Below are 23,089 nucleotides of genomic sequence, written 5' to 3'. Positions count from 1 at the left end.
TTTCGATTTACGAGGAGAATAGGCAGTCGGGCGCAAAGATTTCGCAAAAATCAGCGACGGGGGTGTAAAAAAAATATAAAAATCACCAAGCCCACAATTTAACTAATGATTAGTATTAATTTAACTTTTTTGTAACTAAGTTACCGGATGAATGTAAATAAAAGCTAAATAGGCGCTTTTTAGTGGTCGGATGAGTAGTAAAATTACAGCCAAAGCGGTACTATTTTAAGCAGAGAAACATTGTAACTTTTCCGGCCTTGCTTGCCGGCCTGACAAAGGGGAGAGAAATTATGGCGTTGTACAAAACTTATCCTGCTCATATCATCTTTGCGCGTCGCGCTTTCGCCGTGACGGCTGGCGTGCTGGCGCTGCCGGTAATGCTGTTCTGGAAAGACCGCGCGCGTTTTTACAGCTGGCTGCACCGCGTGTGGGCAAAAACCAGCGAACAGCCGGTATGGATGGCGCAGGCGGAAAAGGCCTCCGCAGATTTTTATTAACCTTTGCAGATGGCCGAACGGCTAAGCTTGCTGAAGCGCAGGCGCTGCGCCTAAGAATTTTGTTATCAATCACGCCGCCGGTTTATCCGGCGGTTTTTTTTTGCCTGGAGTGGCTTACACTTATTAACTTCCCGCAGGCTAAGCCCGGGGGATAGCTGTTTTAGACGTCGTATGTATCCATTTTAATGATGAAAGGAATGTTATGGCCACCCATCTGGTCTGGTTTCGCGCGGATTTGCGCATGCACGATAATCTGGCGCTCGCTGCCGCCTGCCGCGACCCCCATGCCAGGGTGCTGGGGTTATTTATCGCCACGCCAGGGCAATGGCGCCAGCACGGGATGGCGGCGCGTCAGGCGGCATTTATCGTCAGCCACCTTCACAGCCTGCAAGCGGCGCTGGCGGAAAAGGGGATCCCGCTGCACGTTGAACAGGCGGAAGATTTTGCCGCCAGCGTAAAACGGCTCGCCAGCTTCTGCGGGCAGCAGCAGGTCACACATCTGTTTTACAACTATCAGTACGAAATTAACGAACGCCAGCGCGATGCCGCGGTGGAAAATACCCTGGCCGGAGTGACTTGTCAGGGTTTTGATGACAGCGTCCTGCTGCCGCCGGGCAGCGTGCTGACCGGCAATCGCGAAATGTATAAGGTGTTTACGCCGTTTAAAAATGCCTTTCTTCGCCGTTTACAGGAAGCGCTGCCCGAGTGCGTCGCCGCGCCGAAAGTCCGCGCGAGTGGCCCCATCGCTGCCGCCTCTAATGTGGAAATAGACTATCCGCAGACGCCCTTTGATAGCGAGCTGTTCGCCGCGGATGAAAAAAGCGCTATCGCCCGGCTCCGTGGTTTCTGCCAGCAAAAAGCCGCCGATTATGAACAGCAGCGCGATCTTCCCGCCGTCGAAGGAACCAGCCGGCTGTCGCCGTGCCTGGCGGTGGGCGCGCTCTCGCCGCGCCAGTGCCTGCACCGTTTGCTGGTTGAGCAGCCGCGGGCGCTGGATGGCGAAGCCGGGGCAGTATGGCTCAACGAGCTTATCTGGCGCGAGTTTTACCGTCATCTGATGGTTTACTACCCAAACTTGTGTAAAGGTCGCCCTTTTATCGGCTGGACCGATAACGTGGCGTGGCTGGATGATAAATCCGCGCTTCAGGCCTGGCAGCGCGGGCAAACCGGTTTCCCGATTGTCGATGCCGCCATGCGTCAGCTTAATACCACAGGGTGGATGCATAATCGCCTGCGGATGATTGTCGCCAGCTTCCTGGTGAAAGACCTGCGAATCGACTGGCGGCTGGGCGAGCGCTACTTTATCGAACAGCTTATTGATGGCGATCTGGCGGCGAATAACGGCGGCTGGCAGTGGGCGGCCTCCACGGGTACCGATGCCGCGCCCTATTTTCGTATTTTTAACCCGACGACCCAGGGAGAACGCTTCGATAAAGCGGGGCGGTTTATTCGTCACTGGCTGCCGGAGCTGGCCGGAGTGCCAGAGAAAGCGGTGCATCAACCGTGGCTGTGGGCGGAAAAGCAGGGCGTAAAGCTGGATTATCCGCGCCCGATTGTTGACCACAAGCAGGCGCGGCTGGAGACGCTGGCGGCCTGGGAAGCCGCCAGAGAACTTAAGACTCCATCGCCAGGCGACGAGCCCTGATCTTAACGGAGTGATACAGCCAGATCGCCAGCACCAGGCCGACGCAGGCCAGCGCGCCCCAGGTTATCTGGCTGAACACCTCAATGTAGGCGTTAATCGAGTAGTTGATGGCCCCGGCGGCGTCGAACGACCCCTGCGAGGTCTGGTCGGCAATCACCCCCGCCAGATAGTTGGCGATTGCGCCGGAGAGCAGCATATAAATGCCGGTCAGCACGCCGGTCACGCCGGGGATCTGAATGCGGGTGATTTGCGACATCGCAACCGGGTCGATAAACAGCTCGGCAAAGCCCATCACCGCCAGACCCAATACCATTAGCGGCATCGAGGAGTGGCCATAGGCGGCTGACCAGCGGGCGCTGAGGGTCAGGATGCAGAACCCGGCGCTCATCAGGCCGAGGCCCAACGCAAACTTGCCCCAGATGCGCACGGTACGGTTGCCGTTGATATTCTCTTTCACCAGCCACGCCAGCACCACTCCGCAGAGCATCACCGCAAAGGCGTTGACCGACTGGAACATCGCGGTCGGTATTTCATAGCCCATAAAATGGCGGTTAACGAAACGGTCGATATACAGGCTGATGGAACTGCCGCCCTGCTGCGCAAAGGCCCAGAACAGCAGGCTGAAGCAGGTGAGCACCATAATCAGCCGCAGATCTTTACGCTGCCCGGCGGTCTCCGCGCGCAGGTAGATCCGCGTCAGTACCGCCAGGCCGATAACCGTCGCCACAATCAGCGCATAGACCGACCACTCCTGCCAAAACAGCACGGTGATTAGCAGCGGCGCGGCGATCAGCAGCACCAGCAGCCAGCCCCAGTTTGGTAAAACAAAGCTCCGCGCCCGCAGCGCTTCGCGATTGACGCCCCGGGTATGGCGGAAATGGCGGTTGCCGCTGAGGAAAATGACCAGCCCGGCGATCATGCCTACCGCCGCCAGCGCAAAGCCCATCGCCCAGCTGTACTCCTCCTGCACGTAGCCGCAGGCGATTGGCGCAATGATAGACCCGACGTTGCCCGCCGCGTACATCAGCGAAAAACCGCCGTCGCGGCGCGGGTCGGTGGGTTCATACAGTTCGCCGAGCAGGCAGCTGACGTTGGATTTAAACAGCCCGTAGCCGCAGACAATAATCGCCAGCGACAGATAGAGGAAGGTGGGGGCGATTTCGCTGGCGCCGAGCACCAGATGGCCGATGGCCATCAACAGCGCGCCGAGCATCACCGCCATGCGGTTGCCCAGCAGCTTATCGGCCAGGAAGCCGCCGAGAATCGGCGTGACGTAAACTAAAGAACAGTAGGCGCTGAACAGCGCATAAGCGTGATTATCGTCATACTTGAGCTGATTGGTGAGATAAAGAATCAGCAGCGCGCGCATGCCGTAAAAGCTGAAGTATTCCCAGATTTGCAGCGCGACGACGTAATAAATCGCCCGCGGCTGTGAGGATTGTGTGTTCATGTAATGCTTCGTCCTGCCATAAAAAAGAAAGTCGATCTTTCTGCATGAATAGCTATTAACTAGCGATATTCATGGCGTTATAGGCTTTCTGGTTATTTAATATGCTGTAATAGTGCATAAATATACACGAATGCGCGCAGGAGGGAGTAGACAAATTGCGGGATTTCGCGAAAAGTCAAAATGGACGGCGAAGCGGCAGAACTATCGACTGACCGGGCGGATACCGTTATGTTATCCCTCTGCATAGAATGATGACCTGGTGGAGCGGCAATGAAAAATAGTGAACTGGAACAACTGATTAATGAAAAGCTGAATAGCGCGGCCATCAGTGATTACGCCCCCAATGGGCTCCAGGTGGAAGGGCGCGAGACGATACAAAAAATCGTCACCGGCGTAACCGCCAGCCAGGCGCTGCTGGATGAAGCCGTGCGCCTGGAGGCCGATGCGGTGATCGTCCATCACGGCTACTTCTGGAAAGGTGAATCGCCGGTGATTCGCGGCATGAAGCGCAACCGCCTCAAAACGCTGTTGGCTAACGACATTAACCTCTACGGCTGGCACCTGCCGCTTGATGCCCACCCGGAACTGGGCAATAACGCCCAGTTGGCGTCGCTGCTCGGCATCAACGTGATGGGCGAAATCGAGCCGCTGGTGCCGTGGGGCGAACTGTCGATGGCGGTATCGGGTCTGGAACTGGCTTCGTGGATTGAAGCGCGGCTGGGACGCAAACCGCTGTGGTGCGGCGACACCGGGCCGGACAAAGTCGCTCGCGTGGCGTGGTGCACCGGCGGCGGCCAGAGCTTTATCGACAGCGCCGCCCGCTTTGGCGTCGACGCGTTTATTACCGGTGAGGTTTCAGAGCAAACCATCCACTCGGCGCGCGAGCAGGGGCTGCATTTTTACGCCGCCGGGCACCATGCCACCGAGCGCGGCGGAATTCGCGCGTTAAGCGAATGGCTAACGGAAAATACCGAACTGGACGTCACGTTTATTGATATCCCCAACCCGGCTTGATGAACGGAGGCAAAAGTGCAGCGAGCGCGTTGTTATTTGTTAGGTGAAACGGCAGTGGTACTGGAGCTTGAGCCGCCGGTAACCCTGGAAAGCCAGAAGCGGATCTGGCGGTTAGCCCAGCGGCTGGTAGGCCATACCGAGGTGGTGGAAGCCATCCCGGGGATGAACAACATTACCGTGATATTGCGTAATCCGCAGCAGACGGCGTGGGATGCGATTGAGCGCCTGCAGCTCTGGTGGGAGGAGTGCGATACGCTCGAACCGGAATCGCGGCAGGTGTCGGTTCCGGTGGTTTACGGCGGCGAATACGGACCGGATCTGGGGGAAATTGCCCGCCACAGCGGCCTGAGCGAGAAGCAGGTGGTTGAGCTGCATTCGTCGGTGGAGTACGTGGTGTGGTTCCTCGGCTTTCAGCCGGGTTTCCCGTATTTCGGCGGCCTGCCAGAAAAGCTGGCGATGCCGCGACGGGCGGAGCCGCGCCTGCTGGTGCCCGCCGGGTCCGTCGGTATTGGCGGCGCGCAAACCGGGATCTATCCGCTGGCGACGCCGGGGGGGTGGCAGCTGCTGGGGCGTACGCCGCTGGCGCTATTTGATCCGAAGCGCAAGGAACCGGTGCTGCTGCGTTCCGGCGACAGAGTGCGTTTCGTGCCGCAAAAGGAGGGCGTATGTTAAAAATTATCCGCGCCGGAATGTATACCTCGGTGCAGGACGGCGGGCGTGAAGGGCTGCGTCAGCTGGGCATCAGCCGCTGCGGCGCGATGGATAAGCCGGCGCTGGTCACCGCCAATCTGCTGGTGGGTAACGGCGCCAACGCCGCGGCGCTGGAGATAACCCTGGGCCAGGTGGATATTCAGTTTGAGCGTAGCGGCTGGTTTGCGCTGACCGGCGCCGCCTGCGAGGCGAAGCTCGATGGCGAGCCGGTATGGGTGGGCTGGCGAACGGCGGTCAAGGCCGGGCAGCATCTGGTGCTCAAGAATCCCCAGCACGGCGTGCGCAGCTATCTGGCGGTGGCGGGGGGAATTGCGGTGCCGAAGGTGCTGGGTTCGCGCAGCACTGACCTGAAAGTGGGAATTGGCGGCCTTGAAGGGCGACGCTTGCAGGACGGCGACCGGCTGAAGCTGGGGAAATCGGATAAGCAGTTCCGCGGACCGCGCGGCGTGAAGCAGCTGCCCATCGGCAACCGCATCCGCGCGCTGCCCGGGCCGGAGTACCAGGAGTTCGATAGCGTGTCGCAGGACGCCTTCTGGCGTTCGCCGTGGCGGCTTAGCCCGCAGAGCAATCGCATGGGCTACCGCCTGCAGGGGCAACCGCTGAAGCGAATGACCGATCGCGAGATGCTGTCCCACGGCCTGCTGCCTGGGGTGGTGCAGGTTCCGCATAACGGCCAGCCCATCGTACTGATGAACGACGCGCAGACCACCGGCGGCTATCCGCGGATTGCGACCATTATCGAAGCCGACATGTACCAGCTGGCGCAGATCCCGCTGGGACAACCGATCCACTTTGTTCCCTGCTCCCTGGAGGAAGCGCTGAAAGCGCGCGCCGACAGGCAACGTTACTTTGAACAACTGGCATGGAGACTTAACGATGAAGATTGATTTAAACGCCGATCTCGGCGAAGGCTGCGCCAACGATAGCGCGCTGCTACAGCTGGTCTCTTCCGCCAATATCGCCTGCGGTTTCCATGCGGGCGATGCGCTAATGATGCTGCAGTGCGTCCGCGAAGCGCTGAAATATGGCGTCGCGGTGGGCGCGCATCCCAGCTTTCCCGACCGGGAAAATTTTGGCCGTACGGCGATGCAGCTGCCGCCGGAAACGGTTTATGCGCAAACGCTGTATCAGGTTGGCGCGCTGGCGGCGCTGGTGCGCGCGCAGGGCGGCGAGCTGCGGCACGTCAAGCCGCACGGTATGCTCTATAACCAGGCGGCAAAAGATCCGCAGCTAGCTGACGCTATCGCCAAAGCGGTATATGACGTTGACGCGGGTCTGGTGCTGGTGGGCCTGGCGGGCAGCGAGCTGATTCGCGCCGGGCAGCGTTATCAGCTGACCACTCGCCAGGAGGTCTTCGCCGACCGCGGCTATCTGGCGGACGGCAGCCTGGTGCCGCGTACCCAGCCCGGCGCGCTGATCGAAAGCGAAGAACAGTCGCTGGCGCAAACCCTGGAAATGGTGCAGCACAGCCGGGTGCGCAGTATCACCGGCGAATGGGCGCACGTGGTGGCGGAAACCGTCTGCCTGCACGGTGACGGCGAGCACGCGCTGGATTTTGCGCGCCGCTTGCGCGCGGCGTTTGCCGGGCGCAATATACAGGTCAGTGCGGAAGTGCAAGAATAAAAACAATAAAATCAATGTTTTAAAATTAGACAACAACTCACAACAACATACAGGATGTTACTATGGGAGAGTCATTATCTCTCTGGCCACTGATCGGCATTGCGGCGATCGTGGTCGGATTTGTTCTGCGTTTTAACCCGGTGCTGGTGGTTATTGTGTCCGGGATCATCACCGGTCTGACGGCGCATATGCCGATCGCGACCATTCTGGAAAAGCTGGGTGAAGGGTTTCTCAATACTCGCAACCTGCCGTTTATTCTGCTGTTGCCGCTGGCGGTGATTGGCCTGCTGGAGCGGCACGGGCTGAAAGAGCGCGCGCAGATGTGGATCGCGAAGATCCGCAGCGCCACCGCCGGTCGTCTGCTTATCGTCTATCTGTTCGTGCGTGAAGTGACCGCGGCGATGGGCCTCACCAGCCTGGGCGGACATCCGCAGATGGTGCGCCCGCTGCTGGCGCCGATGGCGGAAGGGGCGGCGGAGAAAAACTTTGGCGCCTTGCCTGGCGAGGTCCGCTATCGCCTGCGCGCGATGTCGGCGGCGACCGATAACGTCGGCCTGTTCTTCGGGGAAGATATTTTCGTCGCCTTCGGCGCGATTATCTTTATGCATAACTTTATGCTGGAGTCGGGTGGCATTCAGACCGAGCCGCTGCACATCGCCCTGTGGGGGATCCCCACGGCGGTCTGCGCTTTCCTGATCCACTCCGCCCGCCTGTGGCGCCTCGACCGCCATCTCCAGCGCGAGCTGGACAAGGTTAACGCCGGCCAGGCGAAAGGCGGTGCCGCATGAATTTTCAGCAAACCTGGCTTTACTGGCTGGCGGGCGTCGTTCTGCTGGTGGTAGCGGTGATGTCATGGCGCGATAAGGCCAACCCGCGCAGGCTGACAACCGGCCTGTTCTGGGGGCTGTACGGCCTGGTGTTTCTGTTTGGCGACTGGACCTATGAGCTGGTCGGCGACAAGCGCACCGTCAATATCGGCGTTGGCGTGGTGGTGGTGGTACTGGCGCTGATCGCCGGTTTTGGCGGCGTGCGCCTCGGTCGCTATCATCAGCGCTCGCAGGAAGAACGTACCGCCAGCGCCGCGCGTCTTGGCAACCGGCTGTTTTTCCCGGCGCTGGCGATACCGGTGGTGACGGTGATCGGCGTGCTGCTGTTTAATAATCTCCCCTCGCTGCAGATCGCTATCTTTGGTCCGGGCAATCACGCCACGCTGATCACGCTGTTTTCAATGACCGCAGGTACGCTGCTCGGCCTGGTGATGGCTATCCGCATGACCCATGAAACGGCGGCGCAGCCGTTGCAGGAAGCTCGTCGCCTGCTGGATTCCGTGGGCTGGGCGTTTATTTTGCCGCAGATCCTCGCGGTGCTCGGGCTGCTGTTTACCGCCGCGGGCGTCGGCAATAGCATCTCCTGGCTGACGCAGCACTATCTGGCGGTAGACAGCCGGTTTATCGCCGTGGCCGTCTATACCTTGGGTATGGCGCTGCTGACGATGGTGATGGGCAACGCTTTCGCCGCGTTTCCCATCGTGACGGCGGGCGTCGGGATCCCGATTCTGGTGCTGCAGCACGGCGGTAACCCGGCGGTGATGGCGGCAATTGGCATGTTCTCCGGCTACTGCGGGACCCTGATGACCCCAATGGCGGCGAACTTCAATATCGTCCCGGCCGCGCTGCTGGAGCTGCCGGATAAAAACGCGGTGATCAAAGCCCAGGTGCCGACCGGCGTTATGCTGCTTATCGTGAACGTATTTTTGCTCTATTTCCTGATGTTCCTGTAAGGAGGGATCATGGCTGGCGTACTGATTACCGGTTTTGAACCGTTTGGCGGCGAAGCGGTTAACCCTTCGTGGGAAGTGGTAAAGCGGCTGGACGGCGCTATCATCGCCGGGCAGCCGGTGGTGGCGCGGCAGCTGCCGTGCGTCTTTGGCGACGCCATGACGGCGCTGAACGCCGCGCTGGATGAGCTGAAACCTGTCTTAACGCTGGCGATTGGCCAGGCGGGCGGTCGCGTCGACATCACCGTTGAACGGGTGGCGATCAACGTCGATGATGCGCGGATCCCGGACAATAAAGGCCTGCAGCCGATCGACGTGCCGATCGTAGCCGGAGGCCCGGCGGCGTACTTCAGCACGCTGCCGATCAAAGCGATCGTGACCGCCCTGCGGAGCAAAGGCATTCCGGCGTCGGTGTCGCAGACGGCGGGGACGTTTGTCTGTAATCACGTGATGTATGGCCTGCTGCATAGCCTGCGTCATCGCAGCGGCGCGAAGGGCGGGTTTATCCATATACCGTATTTGCCGGAGCAGGCCGCGGCTCACCCCGGCGAAGCGAGTATGGCGGTAGACACGGTGCGTGCGGCGCTGGAAACGGCTATCGCCGTTGCCCTGCAGCAGGACGGGGACGTGAAAGTCGGCGGCGGCGCAACGCATTAACACAAGGATAAGATTATGCCGGAAGGTCCGGAAATTCGCCGCGCGGCGGATAGCCTGGAAGCGGCGATTAAAGGCGAACCCCTGACCGGGGCGTGGTTCGCCTTCCCGCAGTTACAACAATACCAATCTCAGCTGGTCGGCCAGCGAGTGACGCACATTGAAACTCGCGGCAAGGCGCTGCTGACCCACTTCTCCGGCGGGCTAACGCTGTATAGCCACAATCAGCTGTACGGCGTCTGGCGAGTGGTGGACGCGGGGGAGCAGCCTGAAACGACGCGCGTTCTGCGCGTCCGGCTGCAGACCGCGCGCAGGGCGATTTTGCTCTACAGCGCCTCCGATATTGAAATGCTGACGCCCGAGCAGCTCGCCCGCCATCCATTTTTGCTGCGGGTCGGGCCGGATGTGCTCGATATGCGCCTTAGCGTTGAACAGGTTAAAGCGCGGCTGCTGTCGGCGAAATTTCGCAACCGCCAGTTCTCCGGTCTGCTGCTGGATCAGGCGTTTCTTGCCGGATTAGGCAACTATCTGCGCGTGGAGATCCTCTGGCAGGTGGGGCTGACCGGGCGGCATAAAGCCTCTGAACTGGATGAAAAACAGCTCGATGCGCTGGCGCATGCGCTGCTGGAGATCCCGCGATTGTCCTACAACACCCGCGGTCTGGCCGATGAGAATAAGCACCACGGCGCGCTGTTTCGCTTTAAGGTTTTTCATCGCGAAGGGGAGGCCTGCGAGCGCTGCGGCGGGATTATCGAGAGGACCATGCTGTCGTCGCGGCCGTTTTACTGGTGCCCGGGATGCCAGCAATAAAAAAACGCGCCAGAAGGCGCGTTTTTTGTCGTAGCGATAGCCGACTTAGCGGGCGATATCGTTTTTGAAATCGCGCTTTTCATAGCCGGTATACAGCTGACGTGGACGGGCGATTTTCATGCCGTCGCTGTGCATTTCGTTCCAGTGCGCAATCCAGCCCACGGTACGCGCCATCGCAAAGATAACGGTAAACATGGAGGATGGGATGCCCATCGCTTTGAGGATGATACCGGAGTAGAAATCGACGTTCGGGTAAAGTTTCTTCTCGATGAAGTACGGGTCGTTGAGCGCGATGTGCTCAAGCTCCATGGCCACTTCCAGCAGATCGTCTTTGGTGCCCAGCTCTTTCAGCACTTCATGGCAGGTTTCACGCATAACGGTGGCGCGCGGGTCGTAGTTTTTGTACACCCGGTGGCCAAAGCCCATCAGGCGGAAAGAGTCGTTTTTGTCTTTCGCGCGACGGACGAATTCCGGAATGTGCTCAACGGAGCTGATCTCTTCGAGCATCTTCAGCGCCGCTTCGTTGGCGCCGCCGTGCGCCGGTCCCCACAGGGAGGCAATACCCGCAGCGATGCAGGCAAACGGGTTGGCGCCGGAAGAGCCGGCGGTACGCACGGTGGAAGTCGAAGCGTTTTGTTCATGGTCGGCGTGCAGGATCAGGATACGGTCCATGGCGCGTTCCAGAATCGGGTTCACTTCATATTTTTCACACGGCGTGGAGAACATCATATTCAGGAAGTTACCCGCGTAGGAGAGGTCGTTGCGCGGATAAACGAAAGGCTGGCCGATAGAATATTTGTAACACATTGCCGCCATAGTCGGCATCTTGGAGAGCAGGCGGAATGCGGCGATATCGCGGTGGCGTGGGTTATTTACATCCAGCGAATCGTGATAGAAGGCGGCCAGCGCGCCGGTGATACCGCACATAACGGCCATCGGATGTGAATCGCGGCGGAACGCGTGGAACAGACGGGTAATCTGTTCGTGAATCATCGTGTGGCGAGTAACGATAGTTTTGAATTCGTCGTACTGGGCCTGGGTCGGCTTCTCACCGTTCAGCAGGATGTAGCATACTTCCAGATAGTTGGAGTCGGTTGCTAACTGATCGATCGGAAAACCGCGGTGCAGCAGGATACCTTCATCACCGTCGATAAAGGTGATTTTAGATTCGCAGGATGCGGTTGAGGTGAAACCAGGGTCAAAAGTAAATACGCCTTTTGAACCAAGACTACGAATATCAATAACATCCTGACCGAGAGTGCCCTTTAGCACATCCAGTTCGATAGCAGTATCACCACCCAGGGTGATTTTTGCTTTAGCATCAGACATTTATGGTCTCCTTAGCGCCTTTATTGCTTAAGACTGCCGGGTGGTGGATTTGCATTCGGCCCGTAGCAGATGACGTTACCAGTTTGTTATGTTGCACATCGCTCTGCGTCGCGAAAGGGGCAGGGTACAGAGCAAGGGCGCTTGATGGTACGACTTCAGCCTACGATGAAACAACAGCAAATCAGCGTTTTAGCAGCCCGAATATTTTAAAACTATATACCACTAATAACTGTCCTGATTACATCGGTCAATACTCTCTCACTGTTGCATAACTTATTCTCAGGTAAAAGAGTGACCCCATAACTTTTGCGTATTATTGCATTTATCTGGTAATGGTTGTAACAATAATGTTTAATATTTGTCAAATCAGATGATTAAAAATTAAAAATATGTTGTTATCGTGACATTGATCACTGTTCGGGAGAAAACCCGACAAACTATATGTAGGTTAATTGTAATGATTTTGTGAACGGCCTATACTGCCGCCAGGTCTCCGGAACACCCTGCAATCCCGAGCCACCCAGCGTTATTTTGTCACGCTTTAACTCCTGAAAAGGCGTTTTAACATGACTTTTAGTTATAGATAAGGACGCTGTCTGACCCGCAAGCAGACCGGAGGAAGGAAACAATAAGAACAGCATGTGGGCGTTATTCATGGTAAGAAATGTGAAAAAACAAAGACCTGTCAATCTGGATCTGCAAACGATCCGGTTCCCAATCACGGCGATAGCGTCCATTCTCCATCGCGTATCCGGAGTGATCACCTTCGTGGCGGTCGGGATTCTGCTTTGGCTGCTGGGCACCAGCCTTTCCTCTCCCGAAGGTTTTCTCACTGCGGCATCCATTATGGATAGCTTCTTTGTGAAGTTCATCATGTGGGGCATCCTGACCGCGCTGGCGTATCACGCGGTGGTCGGTATTCGCCACCTGCTGATGGATTTTGGCTACCTTGAAGAAACCCTCGAAGTAGGGACACGCTCCGCCAAAATTTCTTTTGTTATTACTGTCGTGCTTTCACTTCTCGCAGGAGTCCTCGTATGGTAAGCAACGCCTCAGCACTAGGACGCAACGGCGTACATGACTTTATTCTGGTCCGTGCTACCGCTATCGTTCTGACCCTCTACATCATCTATATGGTGGGCTTTTTTGCCACCACCGGTGAAATTTCATGGGAAGTCTGGACGGGCTTTTTCTCCTCCGCGTTCACTAAAGTCTTCACCCTGCTGGCTCTCGTTTCCATTCTGATCCACGCCTGGATTGGGATGTGGCAGGTGTTAACGGACTACGTTAAACCACTGGCCGTGCGCTTAATTCTGCAACTGCTGATCGTTGTTGCGCTGGTGGCTTACGTTCTTTATGGATTTGTTGTGGTGTGGGGTGTGTAATGAAATTGCCAGTCAGAGAATTTGATGCAGTTGTGATCGGTGCCGGCGGCGCAGGTATGCGCGCGGCGCTGCAGATTTCCCAAAGCGGCCAGACCTGTGCGCTGCTCTCCAAAGTCTTCCCGACCCGTTCCCATACCGTTTCCGCGCAGGGCGGCATCACCGTCGCGCTCGGTAATACCCATGAAGATAACTGGGAATGGCATATGTACGACACCGTCAAGGGGTCGGACTACATTGGCGATCAGGACGCCATCGAATATATGTGTAAAACCGGCCCGGAAGCGATTCTGGAGCTGGACCATATGGGTCTGCCGTTCTCGCGTCTCGAAAATGGCACTATTTATCAGCGTCCGTTCGGCGGCCAGTCGAAAAACTTCGGCGGCGAGCAGGCGGCACGTACCGCTGCGGCGGCTGACCGTACCGGTCACGCCCTGCTGCACACCCTCTATCAGCAGAACCTGAAAAACCACACCACTATTTTCTCCGAGTGGTACGCGCTGGATCTGGTGAAAAACGCCGATGGCGCGGTGGTCGGCTGTACCGCCCTGTGCATCGAAACGGGTGAAGTGGTTTACTTTAAAGCTCGCGCCACCGTGCTGGCGACCGGCGGCGCAGGCCGTATTTACCAGTCCACCACCAACGCTCATATCAATACCGGCGACGGCGTGGGTATGGCGATCCGCGCCGGCGTTCCGGTGCAGGATATGGAAATGTGGCAGTTCCACCCGACCGGTATCGCCGGTGCGGGCGTTCTGGTGACCGAAGGCTGCCGCGGTGAAGGCGGCTATCTGCTGAATAAACACGGCGAGCGCTTTATGGAGCGTTATGCGCCGAACGCGAAAGACCTGGCGGGTCGTGACGTGGTGGCGCGTTCCATCATGATCGAAATCCGTGAAGGTCGCGGCTGTGACGGTCCTTGGGGCCCGCACGCCAAGCTGAAGCTTGACCATCTCGGTAAAGAGGTTCTCGAATCCCGTCTGCCGGGTATTCTGGAACTCTCTCGTACCTTTGCTCACGTCGACCCGGTGAAAGAGCCGATTCCGGTTATCCCAACCTGCCACTATATGATGGGCGGTATTCCGACCAAAGTGAGCGGCCAGGCGCTGACCGTTAACGAGCAGGGCGAAGACGTGGTGATTCCGGGGCTGTTCGCGGTAGGCGAAATCGCCTGCGTATCGGTACACGGCGCGAACCGTCTGGGCGGCAACTCGCTGCTTGACCTGGTGGTCTTTGGCCGCGCGGTGGGCCTGCATCTGCAGGAGTCTATCGCCGAACAGGGCGTACTGCGCGATGCGACGGATGACGAGATCGATGCTTCGCTGGAACGTCTGAACCGCTGGAACGGCAACCGCAATGGTGAAGACCCGGTCGAAATCCGCAAAGCGCTGCAAGAGTGTATGCAGCATAACTTCTCGGTATTCCGCGAAGGGGACGCAATGGCGAAGGGCCTTGAGCAGCTGAAAGCGATCCGCGAGCGTCTGAAAAACGCCCGCCTGGATGATACTTCCAGCGAGTTCAACACCCAGCGCGTTGAGTGTCTGGAGCTGGATAACCTGATGGAAACCGCTTACGCCACCGCAATGTCTGCGAACTACCGTACCGAAAGCCGCGGTGCGCATAGCCGCTTCGACTTCCCGGATCGTGATGATGAAAACTGGCTGTGCCATTCCCTGTATCTGCCAGAGTCGGAATCCATGACGCGTCGTAGCGTCAATATGGAACCGAAGCTGCGTCCGGCATTCCCGCCGAAGATTCGTACTTATTAATGCGGAGACAGGAATATGAAACTCGAGTTTTCAGTTTATCGTTATAACCCGGACGTAGACGATGCTCCGCGCATGCAGGACTACACCCTCGAAGCGGAAGAAGGTCGTGACATGATGCTGCTGGATGCGTTAATCCAGCTGAAAGAGAAAGATCCGTCGCTGTCGTTCCGCCGCTCCTGCCGTGAAGGGGTATGTGGCTCCGACGGTCTGAACATGAACGGGAAAAATGGTCTGGCGTGCATCACGCCGATCTCGGCGCTGAATCAGCCGGGCAAGAAAATTGTTATCCGTCCGCTGCCAGGATTACCGGTTATCCGTGATTTGGTGGTAGACATGGGGCAATTCTATGCACAATATGAGAAGATTAAGCCTTACTTGTTGAATAATGGGCAAAATCCTCCTGCTCGCGAGCATCTGCAGTCGCCAGAGCAGCGTGAGAAACTCGATGGTCTGTACGAGTGTATTCTCTGCGCATGTTGTTCAACCTCTTGCCCGTCGTTCTGGTGGAACCCGGACAAGTTTATCGGCCCGGCTGGCCTGCTGGCCGCGTATCGCTTCCTGATCGACAGCCGCGATACCGAAACCAGCGAGCGCCTCGAAGGGCTGAGCGATGCTTTCAGCGTATTCCGCTGTCATAGCATTATGAACTGCGTCAGTGTGTGTCCTAAGGGGCTGAACCCGACGCGCGCCATCGGCCATATTAAGTCGATGCTGCTGCAGCGCAGTGCGTAAGCAACCCGGTCTGTCCCGGATGGCGCTATCGCTTATCCGGGCTACCCGAAGCAGTTGCCCCGGCAAGCGTTCGCGCCGCCGGGGGATATAGCAGGAAACCTCTAAAAACTGCCACATTAATAGTAATAATCGAGATGTTCAGCGCGAGACAAGGCGCGAGCAGAACGAATCTCCGGGAGCATAGTGAACGATGTGACCGGAGTGAGTGAGGGTCGCAACACAGTCGCAGCCTGAACAAAGAAGATTATTAGACAGTTTTTAAAGGTTCCTTAGCGGACGAAACCACAACTCCTCCGCAAAAAGTGAACCCCGGCACGTACAACTTCTGTGCGTGGTAGTTTCTACGGCGAAATAAGCATATAAATGCTTAAGGGATCACGATGCAGAACGGCGCAATGAAAGCCTGGCTGGACTCTTCTTACCTCTCTGGTTCGAACCAGAGCTGGATAGAACAGCTCTATGAAGACTTCTTAACCGATCCTGACTCTGTTGACGCCAACTGGCGTTCTATGTTCCAGCAGTTACCTGGCACCGGAGTCAAACCGGATCAATTTCATTCCAAAACGCGTGATTATTTCCGCCGCCTGGCGAAGGATGCCTCGCGTTACACTTCTTCGATTTCCGACCCTGACACCAATGTGAAGCAGGTTAAAGTCCTGCAGCTCATCAACGCATACCGCTTCCGTGGTCACCAGCATGCGAATCTCGATCCGCTGGGCCTGTGGCAGCAAGAGAGAGTGGCGGATCTCGATCCGGCTTACCACGATCTGACCGAGGCCGATTTCCAGGAGATCTATAACGTAGGCTCTTTTGCCATCGGTAAAGACACGATGAAGCTGGGCGATCTGATCTCCGCCCTGAAGCAGACCTATTGCGGCTCCATCGGCGCGGAATATATGCACATTACCTCTACCGAAGAAAAACGCTGGATCCAGCAGCGTATTGAGTCGGTAGCGGGCAAAGCGAGCTTTAGCGCCGAAGAGAAAAAGCGCTTCCTCAGCGAGCTGACCGCGGCGGAAGGCCTGGAGCGCTACCTCGGCGCAAAATTCCCGGGCGCTAAACGCTTCTCGCTGGAAGGCGGCGATGCGCTGATCCCGATGCTCAAAGAGATTATCCGCCACGCGGGTAAGAGCGGCACCCGCGAAGTGGTGCTGGGCATGGCGCACCGCGGTCGTCTGAACGTACTGGTCAACGTGCTGGGTAAAAAACCGCAGGACCTGTTCGACGAATTCGCCGGTAAACATAAAGAGCACCTTGGTACCGGTGACGTGAAGTACCACATGGGCTTCTCGTCCGATATGGAAACCGAAGGCGGTCTGGTGCACCTGGCGCTGGCGTTTAACCCGTCGCACCTGGAAATCGTCAGCCCGGTGGTTATCGGCTCCGTACGCGCGCGTCTCGATCGTCTCGACGAACCGAGCAGCAACAAAGTGCTGCCGATCACTATTCACGGCGACGCTGCGGTTACCGGCCAGGGCGTGGTTCAGGAAACCCTGAACATGTCCAAAGCGCGCGGTTACGAAGTGGGCGGTACCGTACGCATCGTTATCAACAACCAGGTTGGCTTCACCACCTCCAACCCGCTGGATGCGCGTTCTACCCCGTACTGCACCGACATCGGTAAGATGGTGCAGTCGCCGATTTTCCACGTTAATGCCGATGACCCGGAAGCCGTGGCTTTCGTGACCCGCCTGGCGCTGGATTTCCGTAATACCTTCAAACGCGATGTCTTCATCGACCTGGTGTGCTACCGCCGTCATGGCCACAACGAAGCCGACGAGCCGAGCGCGACCCAGCCGCTGATGTACCAGAAAATCAAAAAGCATCCGACCCCGCGCAAAATCTACGCTGACAAGCTGGAAGCCGATAAGGTCGCGACGCTGGAAGACGCTACCGAGCAGGTGAACCTCTACCGCGACGCGCTGGATGCCGGCGAATGCGTGGTGCAGGAGTGGCGTCCGATGAACATGCACTCCTTTACCTGGTCCCCTTACCTCAACCACGAGTGGGATGAGAGCTACCCGGATAAAGTTGAACCTAAGCGTCTGCAGGAGCTGGCGAAACGCATCAGTACGGTGCCGGAAGCCGTTGAGATGCAGTCGCGCGTCGCGAAAATCTACGGCGACCGTCAGGCAATGGCCGCCGGTGAGAAGCTGTTCGACTGGGGCGGCGCGGAAAACCTCGCCTACGCTACGCTGGTCGATGAAGGCATTTCGGTGCGTCTGTCCGGCGAAGACTCCGGGCGCGGGACCTTCTTCCACCGCCACGCGGTGATCCACAACCAGAAAAATGGTTCAACCTATACGCCGCTGCAGCACGTCCACAACGGCCAGGGCCATTTCAAAGTCTGGGACTCCGTACTGTCGGAAGAAGCGGTACTGGCGTTTGAATATGGCTACGCTACCGCGGAGCCGCGCACCCTGACCATCTGGGAAGCGCAGTTCGGCGACTTCGCTAACGGTGCGCAGGTGGTTATCGACCAGTTCATCAGCTCCGGCGAGCAGAAGTGGGGCCGTATGTGCGGTCTGGTGATGCTGCTGCCGCACGGCTACGAAGGCCAGGGACCGGAGCACTCCTCCGCGCGTCTGGAACGCTATCTGCAGCTCTGCGCCGAGCAGAACATGCAGGTTTGCGTACCGTCCACGCCGGCGCAGGTTTACCATATGCTGCGTCGTCAGGCGCTGCGCGGTATGCGTCGCCCGCTGATCGTGATGTCGCCGAAATCGCTGCTGCGTCACCCGCTGGCGGTGTCGAGCATGGACGAACTGGCGAACGGCACCTTCCAGCCGGCAATCGGTGAAATCGACGATCTCGACCCGAAAGCCGTGAAGCGTGTTGTGCTGTGCTCTGGTAAGGTTTACTACGACCTGCTGGAACAGCGCCGCAAGAAAGAGCAAAAAGATGTCGCTATCGTTCGCATAGAGCAGCTCTACCCGTTCCCGCACCAGGCGGTACAGGAAGCGCTGAAACCCTATGCGCACGTGCATGATTTTGTCTGGTGCCAGGAAGAACCGCTCAACCAGGGCGCGTGGTACTGCAGCCAGCATCACTTCCGTGAAGTGATTCCGTTTGGGGCCTCTCTGCGTTATGCAGGCCGCCCGGCCTCCGCCTCTCCGGCGGTAGGATACCTGTCCGTTCACCAGAAACAGCAACAAGATCTGGTCAATGACGCGCTGAACGTCGATTAATTAAAGGATACATAATGAGTAGCGTAGATATTCTGGTTCCCGACCTGCCTGAGTCCGTAGCTGACGCAACGGTTGCCACCTGGCATAAAAAACCGGGCGATGCGGTTGTTCGTGACGAAGTGCTGGTAGAAATCGAAACTGACAAAGTGGTACTGGAAGTACCGGCTTCAGCGGATGGCATTCTGGACGCAGTGATTGAAGACGAAGGCGCCACCGTTCTGTCTCGTCAGATCCTCGGCCGCCTGCGTGAAGGCAACAGCGCGGGCAAAGAGTCCGGCGCGAAAGCCGATGCCAAAGAGTCGACGCCGGCCCAGCGCCAGCAGGCTTCTCTGGAAGAACAAAACAACGATGCGCTGAGCCCGGCGATTCGCCGTCTGCTCGCGGAACATAGCCTCGACGCGGCGGCCATTAAAGGCACCGGCGTTGGCGGCCGCCTGACCCGCGAAGACGTAGAGAAACATCTGGCGAACGCTCCGGCTAAAGCTCCAGCCCCGGCGGCTGCGCCCGCTGCAGCTGCTCCGGCTCCGCAGCTGGGCCACCGCTCTGAAAAACGCGTGCCGATGACTCGTCTGCGCAAACGCGTTGCCGAGCGTCTGCTGGAAGCGAAAAACTCTACCGCCATGCTGACCACCTTCAACGAAGTCAACATGAAGCCGATTATGGATCTGCGTAAGCAGTATGGTGACGCGTTTGAAAAACGTCACGGTATCCGTCTGGGCTTCATGTCCTTCTACGTGAAGGCGGTGGTTGAAGCGCTGAAACGCTATCCGGAAGTTAACGCCTCTATCGATGGCGATGACGTGGTATACCACAACTATTTCGACGTCAGCATGGCGGTCTCCACGCCGCGCGGCCTGGTGACCCCGGTTCTGCGCGATGTCGACCTGCTGGGCATGGCGGATATCGAGAAGAAAATTAAAGAGCTGGCAGTAAAAGGCCGCGACGGCAAGCTCACCGTAGACGACCTGACCGGCGGTAACTTCACCATTACCAACGGCGGCGTATTCGGTTCTCTGATGTCCACGCCGATCATCAACCCGCCGCAGAGCGCGATTCTGGGTATGCATGCCATTAAAGATCGTCCGATGGCAGTGAATGGTAAGGTCGAAATTCTGCCGATGATGTACCTGGCGCTCTCCTACGACCATCGTCTGATAGACGGACGTGAATCGGTAGGCTACCTGGTTGCGATTAAAGAGCTGCTGGAAGACCCGACTCGTCTGCTGCTGGACGTGTAGTCAGCAAGAGTATTACCTACCGTAGGCCGGCTAACGTGCGCTAGCGCCGTTATCAGGCCTACAGGTTTATAATTATTCCCTGAAGGATGGACTGAACACATGAACTTACATGAATATCAGGCAAAACAACTCTTTGCCCGCTATGGCTTACCGGCGCCGGTGGGTTATGCCTGTACTACTCCGCGTGAAGCAGAAGAAGCCGCTTCAAAAATCGGCGCGGGTCCGTGGGTAGTGAAATGTCAGGTTCACGCTGGTGGCCGCGGCAAAGCGGGCGGTGTGAAAGTAGTTAAGAGCAAAGAAGACATTCGCGCATTTGCTGAACACTGGCTGGGCAAACGCCTGGTGACCTACCAGACAGATGCAAACGGCCAGCCGGTTAACCAGATCCTGGTGGAAGCGGCGACCGATATCGATAAAGAGCTGTACCTCGGCGCGGTCGTTGACCGTAGCTCCCGTCGTGTGGTCTTCATGGCCTCTACCGAAGGCGGCGTGGAAATCGAAAAAGTGGCGGAAGAGACCCCGCACCTGATCCACAAAATCGCCATCGATCCGCTGGCGGGTCCGATGCCTTACCAGGGCCGTGAGCTGGCGTTCAAACTGGGTCTGGAAGGAAAACAGGTTCAGCAGTTCACCAAAATCTTTATGGGTCTGGCGACCATTTTCCTTGAGCGCGACCTGGCGCTGATCGAAATCAACCCGCTGGTGATCACCAGGCAGGGCGACCTGATCTGCCTCGACGGTAAACTGGGCGCTGACGGCAACGCGCTGTTCCGCCAGCCGGATCTGCGCGAAATGCGCGACCAGTCTCAGGAAGATCCGCGTGAAGCTCAGGCGGCGCAGTGGGAACTGAACTACGTCGCGCTGGACGGCAACATCGGTTGCATGGTGAACGGCGCGGGCCTGGCGATGGGTACCATGGACATCGTTAAGCTGCACGGCGGCGAACCGGCTAACTTCCTTGACGTTGGCGGCGGCGCAACCAAAGAGCGCGTCACCGAAGCGTTCAAAATTATCCTCTCTGATGACAACGTTAAAGCGGTTCTGGTTAACATCTTCGGCGGTATCGTACGCTGCGACCTGATTGCCGACGGCATCATCGGCGCGGTAGCCGAAGTGGGCGTTAACGTCCCGGTAGTGGTTCGTCTGGAAGGTAACAACGCCGAACTGGGCGCGAAGAAACTGGCTGACAGCGGCCTGAATATTATTGCAGCGAAAAGTCTGACGGATGCAGCTCAGCAGGTTGTTGCCGCAGTGGAGGGGAAATAATGTCCGTTTTAATTAATAAAGATACCAAGGTTATCTGCCAGGGCTTCACCGGTAGCCAGGGTACATTCCACTCTGAACAAGCCATTGCTTACGGTACGCAAATGGTTGGCGGCGTAACGCCGGGCAAAGGCGGCACCACCCATCTGGGCCTGCCGGTGTTCAACACCGTGCGCGAAGCGGTAGAAGCGACCGGTGCAACCGCATCCGTTATCTACGTTCCGGCGCCGTTCTGCAAAGACTCCATCCTGGAAGCTATCGATGCGGGCATTAAACTGATTATCACCATCACCGAAGGTATCCCGACGCTGGATATGCTGACCGTGAAGGTGAAGCTGGACGAAGCGGGCGTGCGCATGATCGGGCCGAACTGCCCGGGCGTGATCACCCCAGGCGAATGCAAAATCGGCATCATGCCGGGCCACATTCACCAGCCTGGCAAAGTGGGCATCGTTTCCCGCTCCGGTACCCTGACCTATGAAGCGGTTAAGCAGACCACCGACTACGGCTTCGGCCAGTCCACCTGCGTGGGCATCGGCGGCGACCCGATCCCGGGATCTAACTTCATCGATATCCTGAAGCTGTTCCAGGAAGACCCGCAGACCGAAGCGATCGTCATGATCGGCGAGATCGGCGGTAGCGCGGAAGAAGAAGCGGCTGCTTACATCAAAGATCACGTGACCAAACCGGTTGTCGGCTACATTGCCGGCGTGACCGCGCCGAAAGGCAAACGTATGGGTCACGCGGGCGCCATCATCGCGGGCGGCAAAGGCACTGCGGACGAGAAATTCGCGGCGCTGGAAGCAGCAGGCGTGAAAACCGTTCGCAGCCTGGCCGATATCGGCGAAGCGCTGAAAACCGTGATTAAGTAATAAGTAAAAAAAAACAGCCCTGACTTTCTGCATGGTTAAGGGCTGGTCCAATTTCGACATGGTTGGCCATCTGATGATGGCCTTTTTTTTTGCCTGGCGATGAGCTATCCGGTATCACTCGGCTTCCGGCCGCACGTTCATGCAATTTAATCATTTTCACCTGCGCAAATGAGATTATTTTTTGCGTCCGGCATCATCCTTTTTATCCGCACTATTTTGCATATTAAGCGTTTGCAAAAGTTGTGGAGAATAACGTGGCGCAAAAGAGCAAAGATGCAGTATTGGATTATTTCAGGGCGCTGGCAGAGGTTTTTTCTCGGGCAACAGGGCTGGTGGCAACGGTGATTGATGTGAAAGACAATCGATTGCCTGATTGCTATGGTAGCGGCAATTTCCTGGTCTTACCGCTGATTCAGGGCGATAAGTTATTCGGCTATATTATATGCGACCATCATAAATCGACCGATAATCATCATCGGGCGGCGGCAATAAGATTACTTAATTTTATCATTAATAATATTTCTGCGGCTGCAGAGGAAAAAGAAGAGGGCTCGAAAACATCGCTGGAGAAAAGGGGGTTTTATTATTCGCAAAAATCTCCGCATGAAATAAAATTAATATCGGCGCTACGCTATATTGATGAGAATTTATATGGCGAGTTGTCTCTGGAGTCTGTTGCCGCCCACGTCTGTCTGAGTGCGAATTATTTTAGCCGGTTTTTTAAAAAACGCCAGGGAGTGAATTTTAAAGTTTGGGTTAATCAGCGAAAAATGCAGCGGGCCGGGGAACTGCTCGCCGATCCGAGGTATTCGATAGATAGCGTAGCGCGTAAGCTTCAGTTCGCGCAAACCAGCTATTTTTGCCGGGTGTTTCGCGCGGCTCACCGCACCAGCCCGCAACTGTTCCGCGATCGGCGTCTCTCGGCGGCTTCTCCGCAGGCCGATTAGCCGCCGTTTAACCTTAATACAGATTTTTCCTGGAGCGTCCATTATGTGTGACCGATCGCGGAAAATTTTCCATTTATGTTCATCAGCGTATAATTAAATTTCACCGCCCATCGACTGACTTCGCAAATAAACAAGTTAATATGAAAAAATATTGACAACTTCTTGCCGTTATTTGCATGGCAATCACA

The 23,089-nt window shown here is 57.1% G+C and carries 21 protein-coding genes; 19 read left to right on the top strand and 2 right to left on the bottom strand.

The features are described from left to right. The first annotated feature begins 287 nt into the window (after window positions 1–287). Window positions 288–497, top strand: a complete 210-nt coding sequence (locus ACE3MN_RS18760; RefSeq protein ID WP_162626030.1) for a YbfA family protein — start codon at window positions 288–290, stop codon at window positions 495–497. A 202-nt stretch (window positions 498–699) separates the two neighbouring features. Beyond that, window positions 700–2,142, top strand: a complete 1,443-nt coding sequence (gene phrB, locus ACE3MN_RS18755; RefSeq protein WP_064342357.1) for a deoxyribodipyrimidine photo-lyase — start codon at window positions 700–702, stop codon at window positions 2,140–2,142. On the opposite strand, the gene dtpD is transcribed toward phrB, so the two are convergent. Next, a complete protein-coding gene (gene dtpD, locus ACE3MN_RS18750) occupies window positions 2,111–3,592 on the bottom strand; it encodes a dipeptide permease DtpD (RefSeq protein WP_004132624.1) in 1,482 nt (493 codons plus the stop codon). The genes phrB and dtpD overlap by 32 nt on opposite strands. A gap of 270 nt (window positions 3,593–3,862) precedes the next feature. Between dtpD and ybgI the strand changes: the two genes are divergently transcribed. The 8 genes from ybgI (at window position 3,863) to nei (ending at window position 10,181) form a co-directional block, all read left to right on the top strand. Then, window positions 3,863–4,606 carry a radiation resistance protein YbgI gene (ybgI, locus tag ACE3MN_RS18745; protein ID WP_024358787.1) on the top strand — a complete coding sequence of 248 codons (744 nt, stop codon included), beginning with the start codon at window positions 3,863–3,865 and terminating at the stop codon, window positions 4,604–4,606. Window positions 4,607–4,621: 15 nt separating this feature from the next. Beyond that, window positions 4,622–5,278, top strand: a complete 657-nt coding sequence (gene pxpB, locus ACE3MN_RS18740; RefSeq protein WP_004132173.1) for a 5-oxoprolinase subunit PxpB — start codon at window positions 4,622–4,624, stop codon at window positions 5,276–5,278. Then, window positions 5,272–6,204 carry a 5-oxoprolinase subunit PxpC gene (gene pxpC, locus ACE3MN_RS18735; protein ID WP_024358786.1) on the top strand — a complete coding sequence of 311 codons (933 nt, stop codon included), beginning with the start codon at window positions 5,272–5,274 and terminating at the stop codon, window positions 6,202–6,204. The genes pxpB and pxpC overlap by 7 nt, the downstream gene beginning before the upstream one ends. Then, a complete protein-coding gene (gene pxpA, locus ACE3MN_RS18730; protein WP_004132170.1) occupies window positions 6,194–6,940 on the top strand; it encodes a 5-oxoprolinase subunit PxpA in 747 nt (248 codons plus the stop codon). The genes pxpC and pxpA overlap by 11 nt, the downstream gene beginning before the upstream one ends. A 62-nt stretch (window positions 6,941–7,002) precedes the next feature. Then, entirely contained in the window at window positions 7,003–7,728 is a 726-nt protein-coding gene (locus ACE3MN_RS18725) for a DUF969 domain-containing protein (protein ID WP_049086580.1), read from the top strand. Continuing rightward, window positions 7,725–8,720 (top strand): DUF979 domain-containing protein, encoded by a 996-nt coding sequence (locus ACE3MN_RS18720; protein ID WP_049088759.1) that lies wholly within the window; start codon window positions 7,725–7,727, stop codon window positions 8,718–8,720. Before ACE3MN_RS18725 ends, ACE3MN_RS18720 begins: the two co-directional genes overlap by 4 nt. Window positions 8,721–8,729: 9 nt before the next feature. Further along, a complete protein-coding gene (pcp, locus tag ACE3MN_RS18715) occupies window positions 8,730–9,374 on the top strand; it encodes a pyroglutamyl-peptidase I (protein ID WP_375364134.1) in 645 nt (214 codons plus the stop codon). 15 nt (window positions 9,375–9,389) lie between these two features. Then, window positions 9,390–10,181, top strand: coding sequence for an endonuclease VIII (nei, locus tag ACE3MN_RS18710; RefSeq protein ID WP_004133438.1), 792 nt, complete (start codon window positions 9,390–9,392; stop codon window positions 10,179–10,181). A 45-nt stretch (window positions 10,182–10,226) separates the two neighbouring features. Here nei and gltA read toward each other — a convergent pair whose 3' ends face one another. Next, the gene (gene gltA, locus ACE3MN_RS18705; protein ID WP_004100276.1) at window positions 10,227–11,510 is read right to left on the bottom strand and encodes a citrate synthase; all 1,284 of its coding nucleotides are present in this window, start codon (window positions 11,508–11,510) and stop codon (window positions 10,227–10,229) included. Window positions 11,511–12,149: 639 nt separating this feature from the next. On the opposite strand from gltA, the gene sdhC reads away from it, so the two are divergent. From sdhC to ACE3MN_RS18660, 9 genes are all read left to right on the top strand, one after another. Further along, window positions 12,150–12,554 (top strand): succinate dehydrogenase cytochrome b556 subunit, encoded by a 405-nt coding sequence (sdhC, locus tag ACE3MN_RS18700; protein ID WP_004130523.1) that lies wholly within the window; start codon window positions 12,150–12,152, stop codon window positions 12,552–12,554. Next, window positions 12,548–12,895, top strand: a complete 348-nt coding sequence (gene sdhD / locus ACE3MN_RS18695; protein ID WP_004100278.1) for a succinate dehydrogenase membrane anchor subunit — start codon at window positions 12,548–12,550, stop codon at window positions 12,893–12,895. Before sdhC ends, sdhD begins: the two co-directional genes overlap by 7 nt. Next, window positions 12,895–14,661, top strand: a complete 1,767-nt coding sequence (gene sdhA, locus ACE3MN_RS18690) for a succinate dehydrogenase flavoprotein subunit (RefSeq protein ID WP_009651647.1) — start codon at window positions 12,895–12,897, stop codon at window positions 14,659–14,661. Before sdhD ends, sdhA begins: the two co-directional genes overlap by 1 nt. Window positions 14,662–14,676: 15 nt before the next feature. Next, a complete protein-coding gene (gene sdhB, locus ACE3MN_RS18685; RefSeq protein ID WP_004130526.1) occupies window positions 14,677–15,393 on the top strand; it encodes a succinate dehydrogenase iron-sulfur subunit SdhB in 717 nt (238 codons plus the stop codon). 380 nt (window positions 15,394–15,773) lie between these two features. Next, on the top strand, window positions 15,774–18,581 hold the full coding sequence (gene sucA, locus ACE3MN_RS18680; RefSeq protein WP_004130528.1) for a 2-oxoglutarate dehydrogenase E1 component: 2,808 nt from the start codon (window positions 15,774–15,776) through the stop codon (window positions 18,579–18,581). Window positions 18,582–18,595: 14 nt separating this feature from the next. Next, window positions 18,596–19,819: a 2-oxoglutarate dehydrogenase complex dihydrolipoyllysine-residue succinyltransferase gene (gene odhB / locus ACE3MN_RS18675; protein ID WP_004130530.1), complete on the top strand. Its 1,224-nt coding sequence runs from the start codon at window positions 18,596–18,598 to the stop codon at window positions 19,817–19,819. A gap of 99 nt (window positions 19,820–19,918) precedes the next feature. Continuing rightward, entirely contained in the window at window positions 19,919–21,085 is a 1,167-nt protein-coding gene (gene sucC / locus ACE3MN_RS18670) for an ADP-forming succinate--CoA ligase subunit beta (RefSeq protein WP_004130532.1), read from the top strand. Then, window positions 21,085–21,954 (top strand): succinate--CoA ligase subunit alpha, encoded by an 870-nt coding sequence (gene sucD / locus ACE3MN_RS18665; protein ID WP_004100288.1) that lies wholly within the window; start codon window positions 21,085–21,087, stop codon window positions 21,952–21,954. Before sucC ends, sucD begins: the two co-directional genes overlap by 1 nt. A gap of 254 nt (window positions 21,955–22,208) precedes the next feature. Beyond that, window positions 22,209–22,901 carry an AraC family transcriptional regulator gene (locus ACE3MN_RS18660; RefSeq protein WP_049130869.1) on the top strand — a complete coding sequence of 231 codons (693 nt, stop codon included), beginning with the start codon at window positions 22,209–22,211 and terminating at the stop codon, window positions 22,899–22,901. Window positions 22,902–23,089 lie beyond the last annotated feature (188 nt).

It is taken from the genome of Klebsiella grimontii, from assembly GCF_042137965.1.
Lineage (GTDB): Bacteria > Pseudomonadota > Gammaproteobacteria > Enterobacterales > Enterobacteriaceae > Klebsiella > Klebsiella grimontii.
The sequence above is the reverse complement of the archived record's forward strand: the minus strand, read 5'-3'. Positions and strand labels throughout refer to the sequence as shown.